General features: G+C 47.8%; 22 protein-coding genes. 17 read left to right on the top strand and 5 right to left on the bottom strand.

Features of this window, described 5'->3' with window-relative positions:
• Positions 1 to 38: 38 nt before the first annotated feature.
• From ACFS25_RS31255 to ACFS25_RS31240, 4 genes are all read left to right on the top strand, one after another.
• A complete protein-coding gene (locus tag ACFS25_RS31255) occupies positions 39 to 962 on the top strand; it encodes a sensor histidine kinase (protein WP_381509066.1) in 924 nt (307 codons plus the stop codon).
• On the top strand, positions 959 to 2,050 hold the full coding sequence (locus ACFS25_RS31250) for a response regulator (RefSeq protein WP_381509064.1): 1,092 nt from the start codon (positions 959 to 961) through the stop codon (positions 2,048 to 2,050). Before ACFS25_RS31255 ends, ACFS25_RS31250 begins: the two co-directional genes overlap by 4 nt.
• A 934-nt stretch (positions 2,051 to 2,984) precedes the next feature.
• On the top strand, positions 2,985 to 6,230 hold the full coding sequence (locus ACFS25_RS31245; protein ID WP_381509062.1) for a SusC/RagA family TonB-linked outer membrane protein: 3,246 nt from the start codon (positions 2,985 to 2,987) through the stop codon (positions 6,228 to 6,230).
• A 23-nt stretch (positions 6,231 to 6,253) separates the two neighbouring features.
• Positions 6,254 to 7,690 carry a SusD/RagB family nutrient-binding outer membrane lipoprotein gene (locus tag ACFS25_RS31240; RefSeq protein WP_381509060.1) on the top strand — a complete coding sequence of 479 codons (1,437 nt, stop codon included), beginning with the start codon at positions 6,254 to 6,256 and terminating at the stop codon, positions 7,688 to 7,690.
• Positions 7,691 to 8,114: 424 nt separating this feature from the next.
• Here the strand turns inward: ACFS25_RS31240 and ACFS25_RS31235 are convergent, their stop codons facing one another.
• Positions 8,115 to 8,267: a hypothetical protein gene (locus ACFS25_RS31235; RefSeq protein WP_381509058.1), complete on the bottom strand. Its 153-nt coding sequence runs from the start codon at positions 8,265 to 8,267 to the stop codon at positions 8,115 to 8,117.
• On the opposite strand from ACFS25_RS31235, the gene ACFS25_RS31230 reads away from it, so the two are divergent.
• A complete protein-coding gene (locus tag ACFS25_RS31230) occupies positions 8,266 to 10,272 on the top strand; it encodes a penicillin acylase family protein (protein ID WP_381509056.1) in 2,007 nt (668 codons plus the stop codon). The genes ACFS25_RS31235 and ACFS25_RS31230 overlap by 2 nt on opposite strands.
• 427 nt (positions 10,273 to 10,699) lie before the next feature.
• Here ACFS25_RS31230 and ACFS25_RS31225 read toward each other — a convergent pair whose 3' ends face one another.
• Entirely contained in the window at positions 10,700 to 12,667 is a 1,968-nt protein-coding gene (locus ACFS25_RS31225; protein ID WP_381509054.1) for a KUP/HAK/KT family potassium transporter, read from the bottom strand.
• A gap of 213 nt (positions 12,668 to 12,880) precedes the next feature.
• Here ACFS25_RS31225 and ACFS25_RS31220 point away from each other — a divergent pair, with 213 nt between their 5' ends.
• Positions 12,881 to 13,882: a type I glyceraldehyde-3-phosphate dehydrogenase gene (locus tag ACFS25_RS31220; protein WP_381509052.1), complete on the top strand. Its 1,002-nt coding sequence runs from the start codon at positions 12,881 to 12,883 to the stop codon at positions 13,880 to 13,882.
• Positions 13,883 to 13,977: 95 nt separating this feature from the next.
• Positions 13,978 to 14,451 carry a Dps family protein gene (locus ACFS25_RS31215; protein ID WP_381509050.1) on the top strand — a complete coding sequence of 158 codons (474 nt, stop codon included), beginning with the start codon at positions 13,978 to 13,980 and terminating at the stop codon, positions 14,449 to 14,451.
• A gap of 107 nt (positions 14,452 to 14,558) precedes the next feature.
• On the opposite strand, the gene ACFS25_RS31210 is transcribed toward ACFS25_RS31215, so the two are convergent.
• On the bottom strand, positions 14,559 to 15,560 hold the full coding sequence (locus ACFS25_RS31210) for an FAD:protein FMN transferase (protein ID WP_381509048.1): 1,002 nt from the start codon (positions 15,558 to 15,560) through the stop codon (positions 14,559 to 14,561).
• A 327-nt stretch (positions 15,561 to 15,887) separates the two neighbouring features.
• On the opposite strand from ACFS25_RS31210, the gene parS reads away from it, so the two are divergent.
• The 6 genes from parS (at position 15,888) to adhP (ending at position 20,286) form a co-directional block, all read left to right on the top strand.
• Entirely contained in the window at positions 15,888 to 16,298 is a 411-nt protein-coding gene (gene parS / locus ACFS25_RS31205) for a type II RES/Xre toxin-antitoxin system antitoxin (RefSeq protein WP_381509046.1), read from the top strand.
• A gap of 15 nt (positions 16,299 to 16,313) precedes the next feature.
• Complete coding sequence (locus tag ACFS25_RS31200; RefSeq protein WP_381509044.1) at positions 16,314 to 16,787, top strand: RES family NAD+ phosphorylase; 474 nt, start codon at positions 16,314 to 16,316, stop codon at positions 16,785 to 16,787.
• Positions 16,788 to 16,950: 163 nt separating this feature from the next.
• Entirely contained in the window at positions 16,951 to 17,094 is a 144-nt protein-coding gene (locus ACFS25_RS31195) for a hypothetical protein (RefSeq protein WP_381509043.1), read from the top strand.
• An 88-nt stretch (positions 17,095 to 17,182) separates the two neighbouring features.
• On the top strand, positions 17,183 to 18,052 hold the full coding sequence (locus ACFS25_RS31190; protein WP_381509042.1) for a universal stress protein: 870 nt from the start codon (positions 17,183 to 17,185) through the stop codon (positions 18,050 to 18,052).
• Positions 18,053 to 18,287: 235 nt separating this feature from the next.
• A complete protein-coding gene (locus ACFS25_RS31185) occupies positions 18,288 to 19,118 on the top strand; it encodes a DUF6544 family protein (protein WP_381509041.1) in 831 nt (276 codons plus the stop codon).
• A 130-nt stretch (positions 19,119 to 19,248) separates the two neighbouring features.
• Complete coding sequence (gene adhP, locus ACFS25_RS31180) at positions 19,249 to 20,286, top strand: alcohol dehydrogenase AdhP (RefSeq protein ID WP_381509040.1); 1,038 nt, start codon at positions 19,249 to 19,251, stop codon at positions 20,284 to 20,286.
• A gap of 81 nt (positions 20,287 to 20,367) precedes the next feature.
• On the opposite strand, the gene ACFS25_RS31175 is transcribed toward adhP, so the two are convergent.
• Together ACFS25_RS31175 and ACFS25_RS31170 are read right to left on the bottom strand one after the other, a co-directional pair.
• Complete coding sequence (locus tag ACFS25_RS31175; protein ID WP_381509038.1) at positions 20,368 to 20,784, bottom strand: hypothetical protein; 417 nt, start codon at positions 20,782 to 20,784, stop codon at positions 20,368 to 20,370.
• A gap of 261 nt (positions 20,785 to 21,045) precedes the next feature.
• Positions 21,046 to 22,053 carry an SDR family oxidoreductase gene (locus ACFS25_RS31170; protein WP_381509037.1) on the bottom strand — a complete coding sequence of 336 codons (1,008 nt, stop codon included), beginning with the start codon at positions 22,051 to 22,053 and terminating at the stop codon, positions 21,046 to 21,048.
• A gap of 313 nt (positions 22,054 to 22,366) precedes the next feature.
• Here ACFS25_RS31170 and ACFS25_RS31165 point away from each other — a divergent pair, with 313 nt between their 5' ends.
• The 4 genes from ACFS25_RS31165 to ACFS25_RS31150 all read left to right on the top strand — a co-directional run bounded on the left by ACFS25_RS31165 (position 22,367) and on the right by ACFS25_RS31150 (position 26,469).
• Positions 22,367 to 24,328 (top strand): tetratricopeptide repeat-containing sensor histidine kinase, encoded by a 1,962-nt coding sequence (locus ACFS25_RS31165; RefSeq protein WP_381509035.1) that lies wholly within the window; start codon positions 22,367 to 22,369, stop codon positions 24,326 to 24,328.
• Between the two features lie 37 nt (positions 24,329 to 24,365).
• Positions 24,366 to 25,001 (top strand): response regulator, encoded by a 636-nt coding sequence (locus ACFS25_RS31160; RefSeq protein ID WP_381509034.1) that lies wholly within the window; start codon positions 24,366 to 24,368, stop codon positions 24,999 to 25,001.
• Positions 25,002 to 25,144: 143 nt separating this feature from the next.
• Positions 25,145 to 26,035 carry a DUF4190 domain-containing protein gene (locus ACFS25_RS31155; protein ID WP_381509032.1) on the top strand — a complete coding sequence of 297 codons (891 nt, stop codon included), beginning with the start codon at positions 25,145 to 25,147 and terminating at the stop codon, positions 26,033 to 26,035.
• A gap of 17 nt (positions 26,036 to 26,052) precedes the next feature.
• A complete protein-coding gene (locus ACFS25_RS31150; protein ID WP_381509031.1) occupies positions 26,053 to 26,469 on the top strand; it encodes a hypothetical protein in 417 nt (138 codons plus the stop codon).
• Positions 26,470 to 26,477 lie beyond the last annotated feature (8 nt).

Here is a 26,477-nt window from a genome sequence, read left to right as displayed (position 1 = left end):
CCACACCGGTAGGGTAGGGGCCATTTTTCAGTTTAACTATGAATACTACCCCACCTGGTCTGTCGGAAGAGGAAACAGATCCCGCGAGTCTCTTGCGTCAATTACAAGAAGCTAACCACGCGCTGGTCCGTCAGCTAACTGATCGAACAGTCGAACTTAATCGGGTTCAGGCCGCCCTGACTGCTTGTGAACAAACCAAGGCCCAAAGCTTGCAAAACGAGATAGAACGTTCCCAGCTACTGTCTCGGGAACGAGAATTAAATGACCTGAAATCGAATTTTATTACACTGGCTTCCCACGAATTTCGCACCCCAATGGGTACCATTCTCTCTTCGGCTTCCTTAATCGGGCGCTACAACGGGGCCAGCGATAGAGATAAACGTGAGCGGCATGTCCAGCAAATCAAATCGGCGGTGAATAATCTGACGGGTCTGCTCAATGACTTTCTTTCACTTAGCCAGATGGAACAGGAAACCCTGTACGGTCGTCCCTATCCAGTGGATATAGTCACTTTTTGCAAGGAGTTCATCGACGACATGCAGATGGTGATTAAACCCGGTCAGCATGTGGTCTATCACCACTTGGAAGGCCCATCGACTGTATCAATTGACGGGCAGATGCTCAAAAATATTCTGGTTAATCTACTAGTCAATGCCAGCAAGTATTCGGCCGAAGAAAAAGAAATTGAGCTAACGACGAAAGTTCAGCGCAACCAGCTTGTTATTACGGTCAAAGACCAGGGTATTGGTATACCCGATGTTGATAAAGACAATCTATTTATCAGTTTCTTCCGGGCCCGTAATGCCATCAAGGTGCAGGGAACAGGATTAGGTCTTTACATAGTTAAGCGATATGTAGACCTGCTGGGCGGCACGATTACCTTCACCAGCCAAGTTAATTCAGGCACCGTCTTCACCATTGAGCTTCCGCTAACTTCTCTTCCCGCACAGCCGCCTGTATGAAAACCATTTTAGTCATTGAAGATAATGCCGAGATGCGGGGTAATATAACTGAGATTCTCGAGTTAGCTCCCTATCAGGTGGTTCAGGCAGAAAATGGTAAACAGGGTGTTGCTCTGGCCCGCCAAACCCGTCCTGACCTGATACTATGCGACATTATGATGCCTGAACTAGATGGTTACGGTGTGTTGCATATTTTGGGTAATGATCCCGGTTTAGCCGAGACGCCCTTTCTGTTTCTGTCGGCAAAGGCCGATGCCGCTGACTTTCGTTTTGGGATGAACTTAGGGGCGGATGACTATTTAACCAAGCCATTCGATGACCTCACTCTGCTCAATGCGGTGGAGTTACGGCTCAAAAAAGGGGAGCGTGATCAACATGGCACTATACTTACCAACACCGCGAGACTCGAAAAATTAACGCGCGCCATCATGAGCGAAGGCGACGCTCATCAGTGCCTGCGCGAAAATTACCCCATAACTCACTATAACAAGAAGCAGCCGCTTTTCACCGCTGGTAGCTCATCCACATCATTATACTTTATCGACAAAGGCAAAGTCAAGATTTTCCGAACGGACCAGGGTGGGAATGAATACATTACCGCTCTGCTGGGCGCTGGCGACTTTGTGGGCTATATAACCTTGCTGGAAGATGGTCCATATGAAGAAACCGCTGAGATTCTGGATGATGCTGAGATCTGTACTATTCCAAAAGGAGACTTTCTTGAATTAATTTATCACCATCAGGATGTAGCCAACCAATTCATCCGGCTACTGACCGGTGCTGTAGCCGAACATCAGGAACGACTCCTGAAGCTGGCCTATCAATCTGTGCGAAAACGGGTAGCTGAAGCACTGCTGATGTTTCAGCGAAAATACCATCCTCAGGCCAACGGTTTAACGGATACACCAATGGGCAACAGCTCCACCGCCATGACTCTATCGCGGGACAATTGGTCAGATTTAGTAGGAGCCTCTACCGAGACGGTCATCCGTATCTTAAGCGACTTTCGAAACGAGGGGCTTATTGTCATTAATGGCAGCCAGATCACCTTACTTGACATTGACAAGCTAACCCGTCTGAAGCACTGACGAACTGAAATTTATGTCTATCAAAGTTGATAAGAATTATCCTCCTATCTGATAGATATCATCACTGGTTGGGTCGTTTGTCATATTCAGATGAGTTTCTAAACCAAGACCTGCTTGCCTTTGCCAGTGGTAGTAGTGTTGAGAAAGAAAATCTTGTTGAGGAGCCTAACCTCTCATAAACAACATAGAACAAGCAACAGAGAAAATCACGTTGGACTAACAGTTTAACGTGATTTTCTCTGTTGAAAAGGTACGGGAATCATTTCTTGTATAAATACCAGTTTGTAAAAGTGTTATAGATTTTTAGAACCTTCATTCGAAAACATAATACCTTCTGATTTTAATTCTCTCCACATGTGGAGAGAATTAAAATCATTGAATAACTGATTGTTTTGCGTTTTCATAGTTATTTCTTTTTCTCATTACGAAAGAACAGCTTCAAGGTTAAAATATATTAAAATACATAAAATTTAATTTCCCTTTAATTAACGGTACTATATTTTGAATAATGCATCATTTTATTGTATAATAAGTAGAATATAGTCAATATTGACGAATTATATATTGATATTTATATAATATGCAAAATAGATTTTTATCTTTAAATGTGGTTTTAGAACTATATAATCTGGTCAATTGAATGATATACCTGATTTAAATCGCATTTAATGAAAGCAGTGAAAGCATTTCCTGCATAAGAGGATTGTTATAGAACGAATTTCAGCATTTCGTTTAACAGGCGTTCGAGATAGGTTTAACCCATTCCAGAGTAAGAACGGGGGCAACTATTTATCTATACCACCCATCATATTCCACAAAATACTTTTACGGGCTACAGACAACCCGTCTTGGAGGAGTATAGTCATTTCTAATTTTTTGTATACATAAACAATAAAATAGTTACAAATAATCAACGGCTAACGTCAATCTAATTATGAGAAAAGTACGTATACGCTTACTGGTGCTTCTGATTCTGTGCCTATCTGGACCATTATTTGCTCAAACCCGAGTGATAAAAGGTATTGTTACATCTGGTGAGGACAATGGAGCCCTTCCCGGTGTAAACGTACTTCTGAAAGGAACCTCGATTGGCACATCGACCAATGCGGAAGGAGCTTATTCATTTACTCTGCCGACAAGCGCAGGCAAGAATGCGACCTTAGTTTTTTCGTTTATTGGTACTGTTACTCAGGAAGTGCTTGTTGGTAACCAAAGTAGCATTTCTATCAAGCTCAAACATGACGCAACGTCGCTGGACGAAGTCATTGTCAGTGCGTTAGGTTTCAAAGAAAACGCTGATAAACGGGGAGCTACGGCATCGAAGATCGACGCTAAAGACATTGTTCGGTCTGGTGAAACAGGCGTTATCAACGGTATGGCAGGAAAGGCTGCCGGTGTTCAGATTACTAAATCAGCTGGTGACCCCGGTGCTGGTTCCTACATCCAGATTCGAGGTCAAAATACGATCACCGGCTCCACGCAGCCACTGGTTATTGTTGATGGTATTCCCATTAGTAATTCGACACTGGGCGACGGAGCCGCGGGTGTAACCCAACAATCCCGCCTGAATGATATTAACCCCGAAGATATTGCTTCCATGCAAATCCTGAAGGGCGCTTCTGCCGCAGCCTTATGGGGTTCACGGGCCGCCAATGGTGTAATTGTCATTACAACAAAAAAAGGGGCCAATAGTGATAAGGTGAATATCTCCTACAGCTCCACCGTTTCGTTCGATACACCTAACCTGTTACATCCCCTGCAAAGCAACTATGGGCAGGGTTCCGATGGTGTATATAATCCAACCAGCGCAAATTCATGGGGCGATAAGATTGCAAATCGGGCTGGAGGTACTGATGTCGTCAACATGAACGCTGGACGTTTTGAGTCTTATTCCGGTAAGACATACTACCCAATTCTTACTAAAAACTCGCAGCAAACCTATCTTAACGAGCGTAAGGACGCTGTATTTCGGACAGGTACCTATATTGATAACAACCTGTCTATCAGTGGCGGGAATGATAAAGGAAATTTTTATCTGAGTATTGGCGACCTGCGTCAGAAAGGAATAATTAACGGGCAAAGCGATTATAATCGGACTACTCTTCGGTTTAACTCCGAACGTCGCTTTAACGATGTTATTAAATCTACGACCAACGCTACCTACGCCCGGACAACATCCAACCGGATTCAACGGAGTAACAGCGTTAATGGACTATATATCGGGTACTTACGTACAGCACCTGATTTCGATAGTCGTGATTACAAAGGGAATTATTTCGCTTCGCCAACGGCCAGCGCTATCCCAAACCGCCAACGTTCCTACCGAAACTATATAGGGGCTTTGGCTAATCCAATCTATAACGATCCGTTGTGGGCCATCAATGAATTGACCAACTTCTCGGAAGTTGACCGCTTCATTATGAGTTCAGAAGTACTCATTACGCCATCAAAATGGTTCGACATAACGGCTCGCGCGGGTATTGATGCAAACACAGATCACCGAATTACAAACTACCCCATAAACTCAGCGGTAAACAGTGGTCTGGGAAGTTTCGAGGAAGCTATCTATAAAGAATCGGAGATGAACGGCGACATTATTGGCCGGGCGTTTGGTGATTTCGGGAAGAACGTTACCAGTACGTTGATCGTTGGCTTTAACCTTAACGACCGGAAATACCTCAATCTGGGCGGTACGATGAACACGTTCATTATTCCTGATGCACCCGCCAATTTTGGTAATTCGCTAACATCTAACGATGCACCGTATCGGACAACCACACACCGCCGGATGGCTCGACTCTACTCGACCCTGAATGTGGGATTCTATAACCAGTTGTATGTCAACGCATCGGTAGCAGCTGAATCGGGTTCTACATTTGGTAGCCAGACAAAGTCGACCTTCTATTATCCGTCTGCCGATCTGGCCTGGCAGTTTACGCAACTGCCGATCCTACGCGACAACAATATCCTGTCATTCGGTAAACTACGCGCTTCTTTTGGTACTGTGGGCGTACAACCTGACGCCTACAGGAACACCACCACCTACATAAATGCTTCGTTTAGCAGTTGGGCCAATCCACTTAGTGGTTCTGGTTATGGCAATGGAGCTTATGTACGCAATGCCACTCAGGGCGATCCATTTTTGCAACCTGAACGAAAGACAGAATATGAAGTTGGTACTGACCTTCGCTTCTTAAACAACCGATTGACCGCAGGCTTCACGTACTATTCAAATGAAATTACCAATTTGTTGTTAAACGTAGCCGCGGCTGGTTCGACGGGTTATACGTCGAAATATACCAACGCTGGTTCGATGACCAACAAAGGATGGGAATTGGAACTTCACTACAACATACTCAATAATAAAGGATTTAACTGGAACGTCTTTGGTAATGTAAGTCGGAATATCAACCGCGTAACCAACTTAGCCGGAACGGACATCATCACGCTTGGGGGCTTCAGCAGCACAGCCAGCACGGTGGCTAAAGTGGGCTACGCTATGTCATCGCTCTATGGGGGTACATATCTGCGGTCGGAGTCAGGCGCGCTAAACCTCAATGCCAATGGTTTTCCGCAAGTCGCTCCGCAGTTTGGCGTTATTGGTGACCCGAACCCAGACTATCGCGGTGGTTTCGGAACAAACCTGTCTTACAAGAAAATCTCTTTAAACGTCCTATTTGAGACCTTCCAGGGTGGGGATTTCTACAATGGCACAAGAGGAGTTCTCTATAACTTTGGTACGCATGCTGACGTTGGCAACGACGTAACGCTGACGAAAGATTTGAAGAACTACGCGGGCAAAACCATTGCAGCAGGGAGTACCGTTCGGGGGAATATCCAGGACTTTGGCGCGGGTCCGGTACTACTCGATCAGTCATACTACACCTCAATTGGTGGCGGTTTCAGCACATTGGTCGAACAGTTTATTACGGATGCCAGCTGGACCCGGATACGCGAAATTTCGGTGGGTTATTCGATCAGTTCGCCAAAATTCCGTCAGAAAACCAAATTGCAGTCTATTGATGTAACCGTAACAGGCCGTAACCCCGTTCTGTGGACTAAAATGGTCGGTATTGATCCGGAAACGGCACTTAATGGAGCCAGTAACTCACGGGGCCAGGACTACTTCAACAGCCCGAATACCAAGTCACTGCTTTTCAGTGTGAAAATCAATTACTAATTCTCTCGAAGCCGTCTCTTATTATGAAGCGAATATATAAATCCGTTTTCTCCGTTTTACTTGGTCTCCAGTTTCTTTCCTGTTCGTCTATTGTAGAGAACTTGAACGTAGACCCCAATAATCCAACTAAGTCAACGGCTAGTTTGCTGTTGACCGGTGCTGAGATTGCCAATATGGCGACTCAGGAGGGTATGGCCAGCCGTTTGACAAGCATCTGGGACGGCTACGCCACCGGGGCTGACCGCCAATGGCTGGATTACTATAATTACAATGTGACGGCTGGTGTCTATGATGCCGACTGGAATCTGGTTTATCAGGCAACGAATGCCAATGCGCTGCTCGCCATTGATCAGGCAACAGCTCTCGGAAATCGCAAACTGGTTGGTATAGCCAAAGTATTACGTGCCAATGCATTAGCCACCGGCACTGAACTTTGGGGCGACATTCCATTCGATCAGGCAGGTGATATTGTCAAATACCCCAGCCCGGCATTTGAACCACAGGCAACAGTTTACACAAAACTGCTCGCACTGCTGGACGATGCAATCGCCGATCTAAAATCGGGTGTGGGTACCGTTACTACAGAAGATATTCACTTCGGCGGAGATGCCGCCAAATGGACGCAGGTAGCCTATACCCTAAAGGCTCGATTGCTAACCGATATGAAGCAATATGATGCCGCTTACACAGCGGCCCAGACTGGCGTTAGCGTTTATGCCAATTCGCTTTATGCGCCACATGGCAACACGGCCAACGTAAACCAAAATGCGTATTTTTCCTTTCTGGCTAGTTCGCGAACCGGCGATATAAATGCCGTAGGTGCCTACAATGTTGGTCTATTGAATCCTACCAGCGCCAAAAACAGAAGTAATGCGAAAACCATCGAAACGGCTCGGTTCAAGTTTTATTACTTAGAAGTTGGTGTTAATAGTCCTGGTAAAGTTGAGCCTAACACAACAGGTACAACGGGCTTCTACGCTCAAACAGCTAGTTTCCCACTCGTAACATATCAGGAAAATATTCTGACGCTGGCAGAATCGGCTTTACGTTCGGGAAAGGGATTTGCAACGGCGTTAGGTCATTTGAATGCCTACCGGGCTTTTTTGAGTACAGGCGGCTATATTAACTCAGCTTATCTGACGGCGGGTACGTTCAAATATGATCCGTATGTAGCGGCTGATTTTGCAGCCGGTGGTATCGAAAATATCGATGGCATTACAAGTGATAATGCCCTGCTACGGGAAATTTTGCAGGAACGCTACGTCTCCTTCTACGGGCAACATCTGGGATGGGATGATGAGCGCCGTACCCGTGCCGAAGCATATGGCATCAAGTTAACGCCTAATAATGGTACGTTGCTCCCATGGCGATTTATTTATCCACAAAATGAACTCAATTCCAACGCCAATGCGCCAAAACCAGTACCGGCTACCTTCGAAATACCAGCGATTTACAAGTAGTTCTTTTTTAGAACCGCTATACGTCCAGCGGTTCCGAAACTAAATTTCTCTTTTGTATCCCCTAAACTTACAGGAGAACTACGCCGTGAACCGCCGAGATTTTATTCAATTCTTAGGGATGGGCGATCATCAATGTGTTGAATTAAATAACCGACAAAAGCTTTTACCTTTTTTGTGGTGTTGGCGGGGCCGCCCGTGCGGTTTAAGAACCCGACACTACAAAAAAGGTAAAAGCCTAATTTATATCGGCATATCGTCGGTTTATTTCTTCAAACAAATAATGCCTTTCCATCCATCCCTGACAATTCACCCATGCGGGTCGATGGTAGCCTGATTCCGCCCATGAAAGTTTGCGATTTTACATTTTCCAGTTTATCAGATGCAGTATAGCTTCAACGTCTATTTACTCGTTGCCTTCGTTAGTTTATGGGCTCGTTCGGCGGGGGCGCAGGCTCAGTTTTCCGCTCAGGAAATCAGCAATCTGAAAAATCAGGCTAAAGGCATCGACATTGTTAAAGATACCTACGGCGTTCCGCACGTATATGCGAACAGATGCCGACGCTGTATTTGGTGTCATGTATGTACAGTGCGAAGAGTTTTTTGACAAAGTAGAAAACTCACTTATTACCCGGTTGGGTCGGCTTTCGGAAATTGAAGGCGAGTCGTCCATCTACAAAGACCTCTGGACCCGCCTGTTTATCGATTCTACGAAGGCTGTTCGTTTCTACAAACGATCTCCACTCTGGCTTCAGAAGTTATGTGATGCCCACGCGGCAGGAATTAACTTTTACATAATTACGCATCCAGCGGTCAAACCTAAACTGCTTACCCGAATAGAGCCGTGGATGATTTTGATGAATAATGTGCCAGCTATGGGCGGCAGTAACGTCAGTGAAGCAGATTTCAAGGCTCTTTACGTGAAAGAAGCCACACAATCCCCTACGGGCAGTCGGAGTTTTACGGCTGAACCACCAAAAAATGATGGTTCTAACGGCTGGGCGTTGGCACCTTCCAGAACGAAAAGTAAAAAGGCCATGCTTTTCATTAACCCGCATTCCGAATATTATGGGCGACTGGAAATTCAGATGGTAAGTGAGGAAGGTCTAAATGCGTACGGCGCTCCTTTTTTGGGGCAGTTCAATATTTTTCAGGGCTTCAATGAATTTTGCGGCTGGATGCACCCGGTTTCTCTTTCTGATGCGAAAGACCTGTATGCCGAGCAAATCGAACGCAAAAATGGTCGGCTTTTTTATCGATACACTGGAGCGTTGCGTCTGGTAGACAGCACCCGGCATGTTCTCCGGTACAAGACAAAAGATGGCTTCGGCACCAAAAACATCGTGACGTACCGAACCCATCACGGTCCTATCGTCTACGCTACTGCTACTCGGTGGATTTCGCTCAAAACCTACGAGCCTAACGTTGACTTACTCGCCATGAACTGGCAAAAGATGAAGGCCCGCAACCTGAAAGAGTTTACCGCTGCCTTGAACACCCGGGCGATGGTCGGCAGCAATATCGTTTATGCCGATAAAGCGGGGAATATTGCCTATTGGCACGGCAATTTCGTGCCGAAGAAAAATCCGTTACTCGACTGGAAACGCCCCGTCGATGGGACCACTACAGCGACGGAATGGACGGGTACACATGCCTTAAAAGAGTTGCCTCAGTACCTCAATCCGGCCAATGGCTGGATACAGAACTGCAACTCGACACCCTTGTACGGCATTGGACGGTTGGACACACTAATGATAAAACTGCCAACCTACATGCTACCCGATGGTCATACCCCTCGTGCGGTTCATGCCGTACGCGTACTGACTCCCTTGAAAAACGCGACGATGGATGATGTTATTTCGGCTTCGTACGATTCGTATTTACCCAGTGGAGAACGATTTATTCCCAGCCTGATAGCGGCTTATAATTCCATTGCCAATGACTCCCTGCGGGCTAAGCTAGCCGAACCTATAGAAACCTTAAAAAAGTGGGATTTCAGAACAGATACAAATTCTGTAGCTACTACACTAGCCGTACATTGGTTGGAAAAAATCATTCAGTTGGATATGGCCCGGCTGCCTAAACCCGCCACCACGGAGGAGCAATATTCACTTACTAACGGAGCCGCCATCACAACCGAATTTATTTCTGCTCAAGAGCAAGTTACGGCGCTGGTTCAGGTGGTAATGGACTTAGAGAAAGATTACGGTTCCTGCAATGTTGCCTGGGGGGCCGTCAATCGTTTCCAGCGAATCGCCAGTGGGGAACCCAGCGATCAGAAACCCAGTTGGGCAGTTCCTGGTACGCCCGGTTTTATGGGTTCGCTGAATGCATATGTTAGCCGCAAAAGCCCGCAAACGAAAAAGCGGTATGGTATTACAGGGAATACGTTTGTGGCCGTAATTGAATTTGGTGACAGGCTCAACGCCAAGACTATTTTGACTGGAGGATCAAGCACAGACCCGAGTTCACCGCACTTCTCCGATCAGGTGAATGGCTACATAAATGGTACCTACAAAGACATCTTCTTCTACAAAAAAGACGTCTACCAGCATGCCGAGAAAGTGTACCATCCGGGAGAATAGACTCGTAGACTACCAGAAATTGCGGTCAAATCCAGTATGAATTCTTATTAAGTGATAAGAATGAGGTCGCCCGAGCGGTCTAAATCTCAGTCCCGAGCATCAGAAGCGGGTACCTCTCCAAACTGCTCTCCGCCAGAAAAGAGGTCAAGTATCTAGTCGTAGTCTTCCTTGTGAAGGTCTACGTGTTCTGCTTCAGGCTTTGACTTCCTTACTGGTTTGTCCGGTACGAATAAGTCAATTAGCCCGTGGGCAAGCAGTAATGACGAGACAAACAGAAGATCATAAAATCGTCTGAACATATCACTTAGACGGTAGAAGTAAAGAAATGTCACTACAACTGTAAAATAAAAGCACCACCTTAATACAAGACGAATCGGCAGATACAGCTAGTCGGTTGAATAGTGCTTTTAATTGAAAGGGGGTAGCATCATACCTGAGCGAGAGGTGAGGTCAGTTGAGAAGGAATTCGCTTCATTTCCAGTCGTTTGGCTGGCGTCAGTACCAGCGGCACCGCTTCGGTCATTACATTGCTGGTATCTAAGCCATAAGTCTCTTTAGTCGATAAGGAGATTCGTTTGAGCAGCAGATATCCTTTCATTATCACCTGCTGATAAGTACTTAACTCATTGTCGTAGGATAAAAACCGCTTGAATAGCACAAACCGGAAATCGCCCGCGATACGGTGGACATTGAGCGAGCGGTACTTAGTCTCAATCTGTACCTCCTGGTCAGCCACCATGTCTAAGACAACCTGCCGAAACAAAAAATTCAGCCGAGGTTCAATCCGGAAGCCCAGATAAAACGTCACGAAATAGGCATCTTCAGCCGCCAGCGTATCAACTTTATAGCGCATCCCATAGGGTTCATCTTCCACACATAAGTGAATAAACCAATAAATATCGGCCCGTTTGGGGGAGCGATTCAATATCGAAAATAAGGTCTCGGCTTCAATCTGGTTATAATCATCAGCCGAGGTCAAGTAGACCAGGTGAGTGGCAAACTTAGGTACATTCAGATCATTGCTAAGAGCTTTTAGTACGGGTAAGTTATCCGGCAAAGAATCGTATTGGATCAGTTGATGCGTAATCGTTTCGCCCTGATACCAGAATACCATCATACCCATTAGCAGTAGTCCCAGTGTAATAGAAATCCAGCCTCCCTCTTCAACCTTTACCAGGTTAGCGGCTAAAAAGGTGGTTTCCACAATTAGAAACAGAGCGGTGATTAGCCCCGTTAGTAGAGCATTAGTGCCCTTCATGCGCAGATAAGCGTTGATCAACACCGTAGACATGATCATCGTTAACGTGACGGCCAGCCCGTAGGCAGCTTCCATATTTTTGGATTCGCGGAAATGCAGCACAATTAGGATACAGCCGACCATAAGGCCCCAGTTGACGAAGGGTACGTATAACTGCCCCCGCTCGTCGGAAGGATAAGCTACCCGCTGGCGGGGCCAGAAGTCGAGCCGCATGGCTTCGCCTACAAGGGTAAAGGCTCCACTGATTAATGCCTGAGAAGCAATAATGGTAGCTAGCGTGGCTAGAACAATGCTGAATATTGTCAGCGAAGTGGGTACGATACTATAAAAAGGGCTGGTGTCGCCTACCCGCTGGCCCAGATGTTGCATTAAATAAGCAGTTTGTCCGGCGTAGGACAGCAGCAGCATCGTTTTAACATAAACCCAACTTGCCCGGATGTTTCCCCGACCGCAGTGGCCCATATCGGAATAGAGCGCTTCGGCTCCGGTGGTACACAAAAATATACCACCCAGTAACCAGAATCCACCAGGATATTCTACCAGCAGCCGGTAGCCGTAGAGAGGGTTAATAGCCCGCAATACAGAGAAGTGGCCCAGCAGCGCTAACCCGCCAATCACCCCAATAAAGGTAAACCACACCAGCATGACCGGCCCAAAGAGCTTACCAAGCAGTTGGGTACCAAACTGTTGAACCACAAATAAGGCAATAAGAATACCAATGACAATCGGAACGGTATCGAGCTTTGGGTCGAAAATGAGCAGTCCTTCAATTGCCGACGAGACTGAGATGGGGGGAGTAATCAGCCCGTCGGCCAGCAGAAACGAGCCACCCACGATGGCAGGCACAATCAACCAACGACCGGAAAAGCGGTGGACCAGAGCGTAAAGCGAAAATATACCACCCTCGCCTTTATTATCGGCTCGCAGGGTAATAATAACGTACTTAATGGTGGTTTGGAGGGTAAGCGTCCAAATAATGCAGGAGAGTGTTCCCAAGGCCAGAGTTTCGGTTAATTCCCGACCACGAACAACCGCTGAGAGCACATACAAGGGTGAGGTACCGATATCGCCGAAGACAATGCCAACGGCTACCAGTAGGCCCTGGGGTGATACTTTATTAATCGAATAGGAGGACATGAGTTGTATGATCAGGCCGTCAGGCAATAAAGAGGATAAAGTTCTTGCGGGTAAAACCCACTTGTAAAGGCTTTGTTCGGATTGGCAGAAGGATAGCTAAGAAAAGCTCGTTTTGTTAGGTCAACTCGTTAATAGATCGTCTAATCCCTATCTTCGCAGCGCTCTCATTTTTAATTAGTGATTATCTGTCAACTTCATAAACACGCAAATTAAATGGCAACGATTGCTTTGTATGGATTTGGTCGCATTGGGCGTCAATTCCTTCGCATTGGCTTACAAAATAATCTGTTTGTACCGATCGCCGTGGCCGACATTCGGGACGAACCAACCCTGGCTGCACTGTTCTCAGTTGATACCAACTATGGTCGCTGGCCTGAGCCCGTTACCGGAAGCGAAGGTAAACTAACTATCGGAGACCGGACAATTCCGTATATTAATTCATCGAAAGAAGTACCTGATTGGGGGTCACTTGGCGTTGATTTAGTTGTTGACTGTACAGGGCGCGCTTCTACCCGCGCTGGAGCGCAGATACATCTGGACCGGGGAGCGAAATACGTGCTCATCAGTGCCCCCAGCAAAACCCTGGCCGACTGCGATGCCGTGTTACTCAAAGGTATAAATCTGGATACCTTTGATCCAACCAGTCATCACATCATCAGCATGGGCAGTTGCACAACCAATGCCCTGGCTTCGGTGGTTAAAGTGATCCGGGAAAACTTCGGTATTCAGTACGGACTTTTTTCAACGGTGCATTCGTACACGAATACCCAGTCGCTGACAGACCAGCCTATGAAAGACCGGCGTGACTCGTGGGCTGCCGCCGAAAACATTATCCCCTCTTCGTCGGGAGCAGCCCGGGCGTTACAGTTCATCTGGAAAGACTTAAAAATCACCGGCAAAGCCTATCGCGTACCCACCCGAACGGGCAGCATTGCCGAACTGAACCTGATTACCGAAAAAGACTGTACAGTGCAGGAAGTCAATGATGCGTTTCGCAAAGCTGCGGCTGAAGGTCCGTTGAAGGGCGTTATGGACGTGCTGGAAGGCGAATGGGCCTCGTCGCGGATTGTGGCTGATCCACACTCGTCCATTATCGATTTACCACTGACGGCAAAGGAAGGCAATCTCCTGTCAGTAGCAGCCTGGTATGATAACGAGTGGGGATTTTCGAATCGTCTGGCTGAAGTAGCCGCGTTTATCGCTGAACGAATTTGATTGACCAGCCCAGGTTTTATCCTCGGAAACAACGTTGCACAGACAGTAATCAAGTCCCACTAACCAAATTCATTCACTTTTTAACACGACCATTCATGCAAACAAGTATTGGTATTTCAGAAGAAAACAGAGCCGTTGTGGCTCATCAACTGGCAAAACTGCTTGCCGACGAATTTGTCCTCTACACCAAAACGCTCAACGCTCACTGGAACCTGGAGGGCATGGATTTCCACTCTGTACACCTCTACTTCGAGGATTTATACAATCAGTCGGCGGGCATTGTCGACGATGTAGCCGAACGCATTCGGCAGTTGGGCCATTACGCCCCGGCCACGCTGAAAAACTTCCTGCAACTTACCCACCTGACCGAGCAGGACGAAGACGGCAACGACAGTCGTAGCTTAATCAAAAAATTGTTAAGTGATCACGAAAGCATTATCGAATTCATTCGGGGCAATATTGACGAATTTCAGGAGGCCCATAAGGATGCCGGAACCAGTGACTACATAACGGGCCTGATGGAAAAGCACGAAAAAATAGCCTGGATGTTACGGGCCCACCTTAAATAAAAGGAATTCGGAACTCTCTATCGGTTCAGCAAATGACTCTATCACAGTGAAGTAGAAAAACCTATCACTACCCTCCCGGTAGGAAACCGTTCGAGCCGAACGGTTTCCTACTTTTCCCGACCAAGCAGGCTGTATTTTTTCATATCCAGACTTGAAGAGGAAAAAACCTGCCCCTCATCGGTGATCATGATATAGGTGTATTGTGGATATTTTTTGATCAGTTTCAACCCTGTCTCTTTACCCAGAACCATCAGCGAAGTACTGAACCCATTGGCCGTTTCGGCACTGGGGCCGAAGACCGTCACGCTGCTTACGCCGGTGGCCGGATAACCCGTGCTGGGATTAATGATGTGCGAATACCGCTTGCCGTTGAACACCACAAATTTTTCGTAACTTCCGGAGGTCACAACGGCACTCTGCCGCAGCGGTACAACCGCAAAAACCGTGTCTTTGTGTAGTGGATTGGTAATTCCCACAGCCCAGTCACGCCCACCCGGTTGTTTGCCCCAGGTACTCATATCGCCGGACCCGTTGACAATCCCTGCTTTAATCCCTTTTGCCAGCATCATATCGCGGCACCGGTCAGTAGCATACCCTTCGCCCAGAGCACCGAAACCAATTTTCATACCTTTCCGTTTGAGGAAAATGGTGGAATTCCCCCTGTCCAGCACGATATTCTGATACCCTACTTTCTCCACCGATTTCTTAATAGTCTCAGAACTGGGCATTTTCGTCATCGAACCGTCGAATTTCCAGATCCGATCCATTGCGGCAAAGCTAATGTCGAAAGCACCGTCTGTGATTTTGGAGAAATGGAGCGCCCGCTCTGTTAGAGCCAATACTTCGGGGTCTACCCGGACCGGAGCGATCCCTGCGTTTTTATTTACCAGCGAAATTTGTGAATCAGCTTTCCAGTCAGAGATTAAATTCTCGATCCGCGTAACCTCGGCAATCACCAAGTCGATATGGCGTTCGGCTGAAAGGGAATCGGCAGCGACAATAGTAATATCGAATCGACTGCCCATCAACTTGACAGTTCTTTTGCGCAGCACCTGAGAAGTCGTATTGAATCCCGATAAAATCAGCAACAGAACTACTACGTTTTTCATGCCGCAAAGATCGGAAGACTTGAATTAACAAAGGGCGTCGGTGGAGTCGTTTTGCAACTTTAGAACACCGTTTGATTTGGCCTTGAACCGCGAACCCGATAGTTTAATTTCGGTCCAATACAGTCCGTCGCATACGGGTTGGACAGTCATTAAATTATTATCCGTTTTAACAGTGAGGCTTTTTTCGATTCTGCCCGAGTTGGAAAAACCTCCTGTCGCAAATACAATAAAAAGCCCAATTTAAACTGCTGTATCAACTATACCTTGCAAAGTTGAACGGCTATGGCCATATTGCAGTTGTAGTGGTGAAAAAAGGCACTGTTTCTTATGGCATACGCAACACATCCTCCTCAGACGGCTGTTTATACTCCTTACACCGTTATTGACAAGTCCCGGCAGGGTATGCCTCGAGCAGAAGTGGATCGGGTAGCAGGCTTAGCCAGATTAACTGACGTCGAACTGGCCCGCATCCTGAACATGTCGGTGCGCAATCTACACCGGCTGAAAGCCGACGATAAACTGGCGCGGGATGCTTCTGAGCGGCTGTTGTTGCTAACCAATCTGTTACAACATGGACTTGACGTATTCGATGAGGATACCCAGACATTGACCGAATGGCTTCGCTCCCCCATTCGAGAACTCAATTCTCAAGCTCCTTTATATTTACTAGATACAACGACCGGCTTTGGCCTAGTCGATGATGTACTGGGGCGAATTGAACACGGTATTGTCGGTTAGTCAAAACAGTAGCCGATGTTACTCGTCTATCGAACGGTAAAAGCGAAATACGCTCCTGAGCCATTAGCCACCGAAGGAGCCCGGTTGTTTGGGGGCCGATGGAACCCAAAGGGGTACCCGCTACTCTATACCACCTCCTCTCCCGCACTGGCCTTAGTCGAATCGTTGGTTCACCAGCCCCGCGTCAAGTACGAAAAGTTGCCGAAGCTATTTTTGTTCACCCTGGAAGTGCCGGACGATGAGGTGACAACCTGGTCACAGGACGATCTACCTCCTTACTGGAACGATGAAAGTTATGAACGTACTCAGTGGATTCTACGGGATTGGCTAAACAGCCCGACCACGCTGATGGTGGCTGTACCCTCGGTAGTAGTGCCTATGTCGTATAACTATTTGCTTCATCCGGCTCACCCAGCCTTTGGCCAAATTCGCATTGTCCATCAGGAAGCCTTCCCCATCGAACGCCGACTCTGGCAACAGGAAAGTTAACGGCGTCTATTTAAGTGGCAAAAGCTACTGACATTCATCACATAGCTACGTGATGAATGTCAGGTAACAGGAAGAGCGAGGATGGTACATTCGCATCAGACAATGAAACCCATTTACTATTCCGGCTCCGCGCCAGTGGCTTGGTTTTACTCCTCTTTTACGCATGAAAACAACCGTTCTTGCTACCGATTTTTCGTCCAGTGCCAATCGGGCGGCTCACTTCGCGGAGCAGCTGGCCTGTAACAAAAATGCTATATATTCATGCCCCAACCTCACAATTGACCCCGTACGTTTCACTCGAATTTGACGCGCAGGAAGCGGCCCGATTAATCACAATTCCTATGCTTGCCGCTGTCTAATTACATCCATAACTGTTTTAAATCACTCAACACCGGATGAAAAAGATTCTTATGCTGACCGATTTTTCGGAAGCGTCCCGTAACGCGCTTTGCTTTGCTCGCGCCTTTTTCGCTGATACCCTCGCTGACTTTCACCTACTTACCATCTATCCGGCTCAAACGGAGGGATTTAACGGACTTAAACATAACGCGGAATCGGCTCGCTCAGCCGGTGCCAACCAATTACATTCTATTGTGACTGAGTTGCGCCAACAAGCTACCAATGACTGGCACACCTTCCACTCCTCGGCTCTACCAGGTAATTTGCTTGATGTGGTTGAGCAGATAGTGAAGGCAGATGGATATGATTTCGTGGTCATTGGTCTCCAGCAGAACGGTATTTATGGGTTGTTTGGCAATGGTGCTGTTGGTTTGGTTCATGAGCTTAAAGCAAATATATTGGTGGTGCCGACTGATGCCCTAACCAAACCAATTTATCAGGTTGTCCTGGCCATTGATTTTGCCAGTCTGAAGAACAGCAAACTGCTTAGCCCGTTAAAGGAATTCGTGACGCTCAAAGGAGCATCACTCACTCTGCTAAGCATAGAAACACCCGGCAAGCAGGTGATCCACCCCGATCAGGAAATCCATATTCGTCAGTTTTTGAACCCAATCAAACCAACCGTAGCCCATTTGCAGGCTCCCACTGCCAAAGAGGGAATTGATGCCTATCTAATGAAGCATACGGTCGATTTGTTGGTAACGATCCCCCGCTACAAGGCTATGTCCAGTGCGCTGCCGGGGTATGGCAATTCCCACACGCAAGCCTATACGCCTTTAGTGCCGCTGCTCACCCTTTACGACGACGGCAGCAACGACCTGCCCCAATTAATCGATGATTTCTCGAACGTCGATTTGGCTCTTTAACCAGCCCGTTTCTTGGTATAGGTCAACCCGGTGCTGATACCCTGATGACGGGTGAGCAGATGACTGTCGTGGACGAATTGTCATTTCAGGAAGGGGCGGCACTAACAGTAGTGTTTGCCAGTATGTTTCGCGAACTAAACTGTGGGTGGTGGAAGCCCTTAAGCTGAATAGTGATGTAGCAGCCATAATCGGCAACGGCCTAAACAATGCTCCGGCTCTTAAAACAAAAGCCTCTATGAAAACTACCCTTAAAATTCTAGCGGCTTTAGCGGTTCCTCTTACAGCGTTACTGACAGGACGATGGCTCGTAGCGCGTCAGACACGTAAAAATGTGGCAAATTTATTTTCTCTGGCTGCAACTGGCCCGGTTCAGATCTACGATCCCGCTGAGTTAGCCAGTTTGCCAGCACCCGTACAGCGGTATTTTCGGCGTGTGCTCAAACCCGGTCAACCCTACCTTCGCTCGGCCCGACTTCGGCACGATGGACAATTCAAAACCGATTTAAACAAGGATTGGATGCCCATAACCGGCGAAGAATATTTTCTGGCCGATAAGCCTGGTTACATCTGGATCGGCCACACAAGCTGGTTCAGCGCCTGTGACCAATACATAGCAGGGGTAGGAAGCCTGACCGTACGGCTGCTGGGCGTATGGCAGATTGTTCGGGGAGCTGGCCCGAGCTTCAATCAGGGAGAGTTACTGCGCTGGCTGGCAGAAACGGTTTGGTTTCCTACCAGTTTACTACCTGGCGGACGGACTGTCTGGTTGCCAATCGATGACGATTCTGCTACACTTACCCTCACAGACCACGGCCAAACCGTCGTTTGCTTAATGGATTTTAATGAACTAGGCGAAATTGTGCGATATCAGGCGCAACGGTATCGCGACGAGACACACATCGACACTTGGACGGGACATTTATCAGCTTATCAACAGATGCATAATGTGCGTGTGCCTACGCAGGCCAGTGCCGCCTGGGTTATACAGGGCGAAGAAAAACCGTATGCTCAGTTCATTTTACGCGAAATAGAGTACGATAAATCGCAGGCATATTCCCAATTTTAGGACCACGTAGGAAACTAAAAATCTTATATGATACATGTCTGTTCAGCAGCTGATATGTATCATATCGGGTGGTAGGTCAAGTACTTACGTTTGTACCATCGACTTATACATTCACTATTTACTCATCATTATGATTCCATCATCGATGAAAGCAGCGGTCCTGCACGGATATGGCCAGCCTTTACAGATTGAGCAAGTCCCCGTACCAACCGTTGGAGTCGGACAGATATTGGTTAAGGTTGCAGCTTGTGGGGTTTGCCACACCGATCTGCACGCTATTGATGGGGACTGGCCGGTAAAAGCAACCTTGCCTCTCATTCCCGGTCATGAGGGCGTTGGCACAGTTGTGGCCGTAGGAACAGGTGTAACTCATATTCACGAAGGAGATCGCGTGGGTGTCCCCTGGCTTTATTCGGCTTGTGGGCACTGCGAATACTGTTATACGGGCTGGGAGACCTTATGCCACAGCCAGCAAAATACCGGCTATTCGGTGCAGGGCAGTTTTGCCGAATATGTCCTGGCTGACCCTGATTACGTAGGCCACATTCCCGATACGCTGTCGTTTGCTGACGCAGCGCCCATTTTGTGTGCCGGTGTCACCGTCTACAAAGGGCTGAAAGAAACAGAGGTCAAACCAGGCGAATGGGTCGTAATATCAGGTATCGGCGGGTTGGGACACCTAGCCGTTCAATACGCCAAAGCGATGGGTATGCACGTAATCGCCGTTGATATCAGTCCGGAAAAACTTACGCTGGCCAAAGCCGTTGGGGCAGATTTAGTTATAAACGCGACCACCGAAGATCCCGCTACGGTTGTTCAGGCCTCGGTGGGCGGGGCGCAGGGCGTACTGGTGACAGCGGTATCCCGAACGGCTTTTGCGCAAGGCGTTGGCATGTTGCGCAGGCGGGGTACGCTGGCCGTAGTTGGCCTTCCGCCCGGCGATTTTGATGTCAATATCTTCGATGTAGCGCTGAACCGTAAAACCATTCGTGGCTCAATCGTTGGCACACGTCAGGATCTGGCTGAAAGCTTAGCGTTTGCCGCCGAAGGGAAGGTAACCGTTCATTACCAGACTGATCGGCTCGAAAACATCAATCAGATTTTTACGAATATGAAAGGGGGCCAGATCGACGGACGCATTGTCCTTGATTTTAGTACTGTCAACTAAAGTAGGTGACAGTATCGTATTAACTCTTACAACAAAACCCCGCGCCAGTTAAAACTGAGCGCGGGGTTTTGCTGATTTTTTTCAGGAAAGCAGGGCCAGGCTGTGATCACCAAGCCGACATATTTTTGCTGAAGACGTGTTGATCAGCGCATCTGAATTCACAGGCAAACCGAATGCCTGATCATCAACGAGTAGATAAGTATAGGGTCGTAGTAGCAGGTGAATCGTAGCCGCTAGTTCAGGGGTGGCCAGCAGGGTTTCCGTTTTAAACTCACCCGACCACAGTTGAGGCAACAAATCAAGCCAATTTTCCAGCCGGTCGACAGCCTGTTGTTTGGCTGCACGACATGTAATCTTAGTGAGCGTAGTGCCCAACTCGATATCGTAAGGATGAACAACCGTTAGACGAATAGCCGCTTTAGGATCAATTGACAGCCAGCGACGTAGGGAAAGGGCGGAGTCAACAGAGCCGTCTGTAAGAAATAAAGCCGTTTTCATAGATACCAGTTGAAAGTACGTAACGGCCCGAAGGTAGCTTTATCACGTGCTTTGAGGCATGAGCAAAATTAGTCTCAATTCTGTTTGTTGTCAGGTGCTCAGTCTGGTTAATACGATTCGTGGATTTATGGATTCAAAAAGGTTGTGGTGTGTTTGACAACGTTGTTGCGATTGGTTTATCGCTTTTCCTAACAACGCGGTCAAACACACCACAAGCCTTTCGGCTAAAAGCCTTTTCTATGAATCTGTCAATAGCCTGACTTATGGTTGTCCTTTACCACCAGCGGAACCATAAACCTGCCCCGTGGCATAACTGGCATCACTAGCCGCAAGCTGAACATAAATTGACGCTAGTTCGGCGGGTTGCCCTGGTCTGCCCAGCGGGGTATCACCGCCGAAGGTTTTTAGTTTTTCCTGTGTCGCACCTCCGCTGGGTTGCAAAGGTGTCCAGATCGGTCCGGGGGCAACGCCATTTACTCGGATTCCCTTCGGACCCAGTTGCTTAGCCAGAGATTTAACGAAGTTCATCGTAGCCGCCTTCGTCTGCGCATAGTCATACAGGTTAGCTGACGGGTCATAGGCTTGCTCCGACGTAGTACCTATTATAGCCGATCCTGGCTGAAGATGAGGTAATGCCGCCTTGATAATCCAGAAAGGCGCATAAATATTCGTTTTCATGGTCCAGTCAAATTGCTCGGTCGAGATGTCGAGAATTGACTCATGGGCTTGTTGTCGAGCCGCATTACTAACGACAATATCCAAACCACCCAAACCACGAACCGCTTCTGCCACCAGTTTTTGGCAAAAAGCTTCATCGCGGAGATCACCGGGTATCGCAATTGCCTTACGACCTTCGGCTTTAATCAACGCGATCACTTCCTGGGCATCCGGCTCCTCGGCAGGCAAATAATTTATGGCCACATCGGCTCCTTCCCGGGCATAGGCAATAGCGGCTGCCCGTCCCATTCCCGAATCGCCCCCGGTAATCAGTGCTTTCCGGCCTTTTAACCGACCTGAACCTTTGTAACTGGTCTCGCCATGATCAGGACGAGGATCCATTTTACTGGCTAGACCTGGCCAGGGTTGGGATTGACTTTTAAACGGAGGTTTAGGGTGGTTGGTCGTGGGGTCTACAAGGGCTACCGACTCAGGAGCATCCGAGTGCTGTACGCCTGAAGACCCTAACGCTGGTGCCGCCACGACGGTGGCTAAGCCTGATCCTATTCCCTGAATAACTTGCCGCCGGCTAAGTTGATCTGCCTTCTTCATGATTGTATTCTATTTTGAGTTTACCCGTTTAGTCAACACCTTCAGTTATAACCCAGAACTGATATCCGGCCTGATTGCCCTGGCTACAACACAGCCAAAGCAAGTGCTCCCTTAACTGTGTGGTTAATCTATTTGTTGGATATAGTTTATCAAAAGAAAAGCAACGGGTCGTTACCTAAACAGACTACCTACAACAGCCGGTCATAATGGCTATTTGGGGAGATCATCCTACGGTAAATGATTAATCTTTGGAGTACCTAAACAGCTTGCCACTATCTTTGCGACTCAATGGTTTAGTGGAATTGTCCTACGTATGCTGGTTAAACAACGTCTGATTTTTATTTCTTTCCTGATTCTCTACACCGTCCGTAGCGCTGCTCAAGTGGTCTCCAACCCCACAGACACTACCTATATTATGACCCTGCTTAGAAAAGCAGAAACGATTGAAATGCAGCAGCCTGAAAAGGCATTACAGGATTACAAAAGAGCCTTTTCATTCTCCCAAAAAATTGATTATACAAAAGGCTATTTCGAGAGTATCCGGCTGATAACGTATCTGCTCGATATACTTGGCCGCCACGATGAATCCGCTAAACTGGCTGCGGAAGGGCTGCAAAAAGCGTTGCGGGATACATCAGAACAGTATCGGAGTACGTGCTATTTTGCCTTGGCGCAATCGGCGAAGTGGCAGGGCAGAAATAAGGAAGCCATTGGCTATTTTAAGCAGGCGGCTCCCTTTATGCTGGCCAACCCCAACCGCCGAAAGGCCGCCGTCCTCTACCAGAATCTGGGCCTTATTTATGAAACCGAAAAACTCTATCCGCAGGCACTTGCCTACTTCAACCGGGCTCTCAAGTATGATCGACTGGCGAATAGTTCTCCACAAGATCTCTCGCTGGATTATCAAAGTATGGCCGTCGTTTATGTGAAACAAAACCAGTTGCAACTGGGAATGGCCTACTACCAAAAAGCAAGGGCAATGCTTGACCCGACCCGGGACATTCAGTTTTTAATCAATATATACGGAAACATCGCCAATCTACATAAGGAACTCACTCATATTGATTCATCACTTTATTACTACCAAAAGGCTCTGCGCCTGAATCGTCTGTCAAACAATCCACTTCAAGAACTGCATCTGTTGGCCGGACTGGCAGAAACGTACAATGAAATCAAGCAATTTGGGCAAGCAAAATCATTGCTCAACAAGGCGTATGCGCTAGCGAAAAAGAACAACGTGGGCCTATCCGAATTTCGGAATATTTACCGGGAATATGCCAATGCAAACTTGGGGGTAGGCGATTACAAAGCCGCGATTCCCTGGTATGATAAATACATGCAAACAAAGGATTCGCTCTCAACCCTGGAGACCAAAGCATTGCTGGAAGACTATGAACTGAAATTCCGCCAGGCCGAAGCCAGACAAAAACTGACCGAAAAACAACGCCAGATTGACCATCTGGAACAGGCTCGTCAACGTCAGAATTTATGGGTTTTAATAGCAGCCCTGATTGGGGTAGGCGTTGTGAGTGGGTTGACATTTGCCTATTTCTACTCACGCCAGCGCCAGCGCACATCCGATACTGCCTTGCTGGTGGCCGAACGAACCCACACACTGGCGGTCGTGCAATCGGAGTTGCAGGGCCAGCAGAAAGAACGGCTGCGCATCGCCAAAGAAATGCATGATGACTTGGGAGCCTCGTTGACTGCCATCGGGCTGCTAAGCGAAGTGGTCAAAACGCGTATGGGTACGGCGACTACCCCCGAAGTGGAAAAGATTTCGGCGATATCAACCGATATGATCACTACCATGAACGAAATAATCTGGTCGTTAAATACCAAAAATGATAGCCTTAATGGGTTGATCGCCTATACTCGGGCATACGCCAGCGAGTTTATCGACAACACGACTTTGGGCCTACGGACACAGGTCAATGAATCGTCCCGGGAGATTACCATACGGGGTGCTGATCGTAGAAATGTATTTCTAACCGTGAAGGAAGCGCTTCATAATGTGGTCAAACATGCTCAGGCAACCCAAATATCACTCACGATTCGGCCCGAAAACGACCACTTGTTCATTGAGGTTGGCGACGATGGACACGGGTTTGTTCCGAATGAACGAACCCGATTACGGAATGGGCTTGGTAATATGCAGACCCGAATGAGCGAATCGGGGGGTACCTGCGAAATTACGTCGTCGTCGGAGGGTACCTGGGTGAAAATTACGTATCAATATCCGCTTGTGCCAACCGCCAAAATACTACAAACGTAGTATAGTATCGACGAGGAAAAAAGGTCAATATTGCCGGATGAAAACCTCCATTACCGTCGCCATCGTGGAAGACAAAGAGCCGATTCGGCAGTCGTTGGCCATTTTGGTCGATGGAGCTGAGGGCTTCAGTTGTCAGGCTACATTCGAGAATGCCGAATCTGCACTCGATTATCTACCGAGCCATTGCGTCGACGTCGTCCTGATGGATATTGATTTACCCGGCATGAATGGCATCGACTGCGTTCGGCACTTAAAAGCCCTTTGCCCCGATACGCAGTTTATGATGTGCACCATGTACGACGAAGACGAAACCGTTTTTGACGCGCTCAAAGCTGGTGCTAACGCGTATATTCTCAAACGAAGTCCTCCTCACAAGCTCCTCGAAGCGATCACTGAGTTACACGAAGGCGGGGCACCCATGAGCAGCACCATTGCCCGAAAAATTGCGGGTTCATTCCACGTCAGTTCAACGGCCCCCAGCGAGCTGGACGTGCTGACACCCCGCGAGCGCGAAATTCTGGACCGGCTCTCGAAAGGGCATAGCCACAAGGAAGTGGCCAATGAGTTATTTGTCAGCCCGACTACGGTGCGCAAACACATCTTCAATATTTACCAGAAACTTCAGGTACATTCTAAAGTTGAGGCCGTCAATAAGTATCTGGGGAGGAAGTAAACGGGAAAATTGACGCGATTTCGTGTTCACTTATCCGTCATTTAGGGCAAAAATCATGCAAATGCGGTATTGTCGACCCTGTAATCAGCCGGTAGTTTTGCCTCGGTGATTGACCCTAATCACTACCAAAACGACTACCTGTTGTGAAATCACTCTTTCTTTTCTCACCCGGAACGGGGCCCCTCAAGGCCTGTAAAAAAAATGTATTCCACTGTACAATTGCTGTTTTGCTGGTTGCTATTACATCATTGGGCGGCTTGTCGTCTTGCCAACGTGCGCCAACAGCGTATTTTACCCCAACCTATCACCCGGCTCACCAGCGGTTGGCACTAAGCACTTCAGCACCAGCAGTAACGCCAATCCCCGATTCGTTGGCTACCGCTTCACTCAACAGTATGCCTTCGGTTTCGACTAGGCCAATCTGGGAAGAAACGGCACCTCTTGTCGAGGTACCGACCGAAGCCGCTATTGTAACTGAGGTTCGTCGACCAACGGTTTGGAGTCAATTCAAGCATATGTTGCCCCGAAAACCAGCTCCGCCACAGTGTGATCAGATCGTTTTGCGCAACGGCGATGTAATTGAAGCAAAAGTGAAAGAAGTTGGGGTCAACGAGATTCGGTATAAAAAATGCGACCGGCAGGACGGCCCTGATTACACGATTTCTAAACGGGACGTTCTCAGTATCAAATACTCGAACGGTGAAATCGAACGGTTTACGACTGGAAGTACCTCACCGTCTACCAACAATTCGAGCGGCAACCGCACGTCATATAACAGCCCTACCAGTCCGCAGAACGACGGTCCCCGCACAGACCCGTTTGCTATCGTCGCCATTGCCGCGGGTGGTTTGGCCATCTTCACGGGTTTAGGCTCGCTATTACTGGGAGCCGCTGCCGTCGTGTTTGGTGCTTTGAGTCTATCGCGAATCCGCAAAGAGCCAAACCGTTTCAAAGGCAAAGGGATGGCTTTGGCGGGTATGATTATCGGTATTGTGGCGGCTGCCGCCATCTTGTTGTATGTGTATATTATTTAAGCTAACTACTCACTTAGATGATTCAACGCGATATGAAAAACGGAATAGTTGCTATTTTTTTCTTATTGACAGTAGCCTCCTGTTTACCTAAAAAGAAGACCGATGTAGAACCTGATTTAGCTGGTACGTATCAGGTGAGTCAACTTATTAGCGGCTCTACAAAGATAAACCTTCCTGATGGCAACGGCACTTCGGCAACAGCTGTTGTAAGCCACCCGAGTGACAGCCGGATTGAGGTGATTGTAAACTTGACCAAAAACGGGTCTACCAGCGCCAATGATTTTGGAACACTCACCACTCGAAAGGCCAATGGCCGGGACTATGATGTACTCGATCCAACCACCAGTGCGCGTATCGGTTCTATTAATGGCACTGATTTTACGTTGGATTATACCGTCAATGGGCAACGGTTTGCGCTGATCTCCCGAAAGTAATTTCTCAG

The organism is Spirosoma flavum (genome assembly GCF_042686045.1).
GTDB classification, from domain to species: Bacteria; Bacteroidota; Bacteroidia; order Cytophagales; family Spirosomataceae; genus Spirosoma; species Spirosoma flavum.
Note: the sequence above shows the minus strand (reverse complement) of the source record. Positions and strands in the feature narration are given on the sequence as shown.

Excerpts from the sequence above, each read along its gene's own strand:
- ACFS25_RS31255 (WP_381509066.1), top strand. The coding sequence starts at position 39 with ATGAATACTACCCCACCTGGTCTGTCGGAAGAGGAAACAGATCCCGCG.
- ACFS25_RS31250 (WP_381509064.1), top strand. The coding sequence starts at position 959 with ATGAAAACCATTTTAGTCATTGAAGATAATGCCGAGATGCGGGGTAAT.
- ACFS25_RS31245 (WP_381509062.1), top strand. The coding sequence starts at position 2,985 with ATGAGAAAAGTACGTATACGCTTACTGGTGCTTCTGATTCTGTGCCTA.
- ACFS25_RS31240 (WP_381509060.1), top strand. The coding sequence starts at position 6,254 with ATGAAGCGAATATATAAATCCGTTTTCTCCGTTTTACTTGGTCTCCAG.
- ACFS25_RS31230 (WP_381509056.1), top strand. The coding sequence starts at position 8,266 with ATGTATGTACAGTGCGAAGAGTTTTTTGACAAAGTAGAAAACTCACTT.
- ACFS25_RS31235 (WP_381509058.1), bottom strand. The coding sequence starts at position 8,267 with ATGACACCAAATACAGCGTCGGCATCTGTTCGCATATACGTGCGGAAC.
- ACFS25_RS31225 (WP_381509054.1), bottom strand. The coding sequence starts at position 12,667 with ATGTCCTCCTATTCGATTAATAAAGTATCACCCCAGGGCCTACTGGTA.
- ACFS25_RS31220 (WP_381509052.1), top strand. The coding sequence starts at position 12,881 with ATGGCAACGATTGCTTTGTATGGATTTGGTCGCATTGGGCGTCAATTC.
- ACFS25_RS31215 (WP_381509050.1), top strand. The coding sequence starts at position 13,978 with ATGCAAACAAGTATTGGTATTTCAGAAGAAAACAGAGCCGTTGTGGCT.
- ACFS25_RS31210 (WP_381509048.1), bottom strand. The coding sequence starts at position 15,560 with ATGAAAAACGTAGTAGTTCTGTTGCTGATTTTATCGGGATTCAATACG.
- parS (WP_381509046.1), top strand. The coding sequence starts at position 15,888 with ATGGCATACGCAACACATCCTCCTCAGACGGCTGTTTATACTCCTTAC.
- ACFS25_RS31200 (WP_381509044.1), top strand. The coding sequence starts at position 16,314 with ATGTTACTCGTCTATCGAACGGTAAAAGCGAAATACGCTCCTGAGCCA.
- ACFS25_RS31195 (WP_381509043.1), top strand. The coding sequence starts at position 16,951 with ATGAAAACAACCGTTCTTGCTACCGATTTTTCGTCCAGTGCCAATCGG.
- ACFS25_RS31190 (WP_381509042.1), top strand. The coding sequence starts at position 17,183 with ATGAAAAAGATTCTTATGCTGACCGATTTTTCGGAAGCGTCCCGTAAC.
- ACFS25_RS31185 (WP_381509041.1), top strand. The coding sequence starts at position 18,288 with ATGAAAACTACCCTTAAAATTCTAGCGGCTTTAGCGGTTCCTCTTACA.
- adhP (WP_381509040.1), top strand. The coding sequence starts at position 19,249 with ATGATTCCATCATCGATGAAAGCAGCGGTCCTGCACGGATATGGCCAG.
- ACFS25_RS31175 (WP_381509038.1), bottom strand. The coding sequence starts at position 20,784 with ATGAAAACGGCTTTATTTCTTACAGACGGCTCTGTTGACTCCGCCCTT.
- ACFS25_RS31170 (WP_381509037.1), bottom strand. The coding sequence starts at position 22,053 with ATGAAGAAGGCAGATCAACTTAGCCGGCGGCAAGTTATTCAGGGAATA.
- ACFS25_RS31165 (WP_381509035.1), top strand. The coding sequence starts at position 22,367 with ATGCTGGTTAAACAACGTCTGATTTTTATTTCTTTCCTGATTCTCTAC.
- ACFS25_RS31160 (WP_381509034.1), top strand. The coding sequence starts at position 24,366 with ATGAAAACCTCCATTACCGTCGCCATCGTGGAAGACAAAGAGCCGATT.
- ACFS25_RS31150 (WP_381509031.1), top strand. The coding sequence starts at position 26,053 with ATGATTCAACGCGATATGAAAAACGGAATAGTTGCTATTTTTTTCTTA.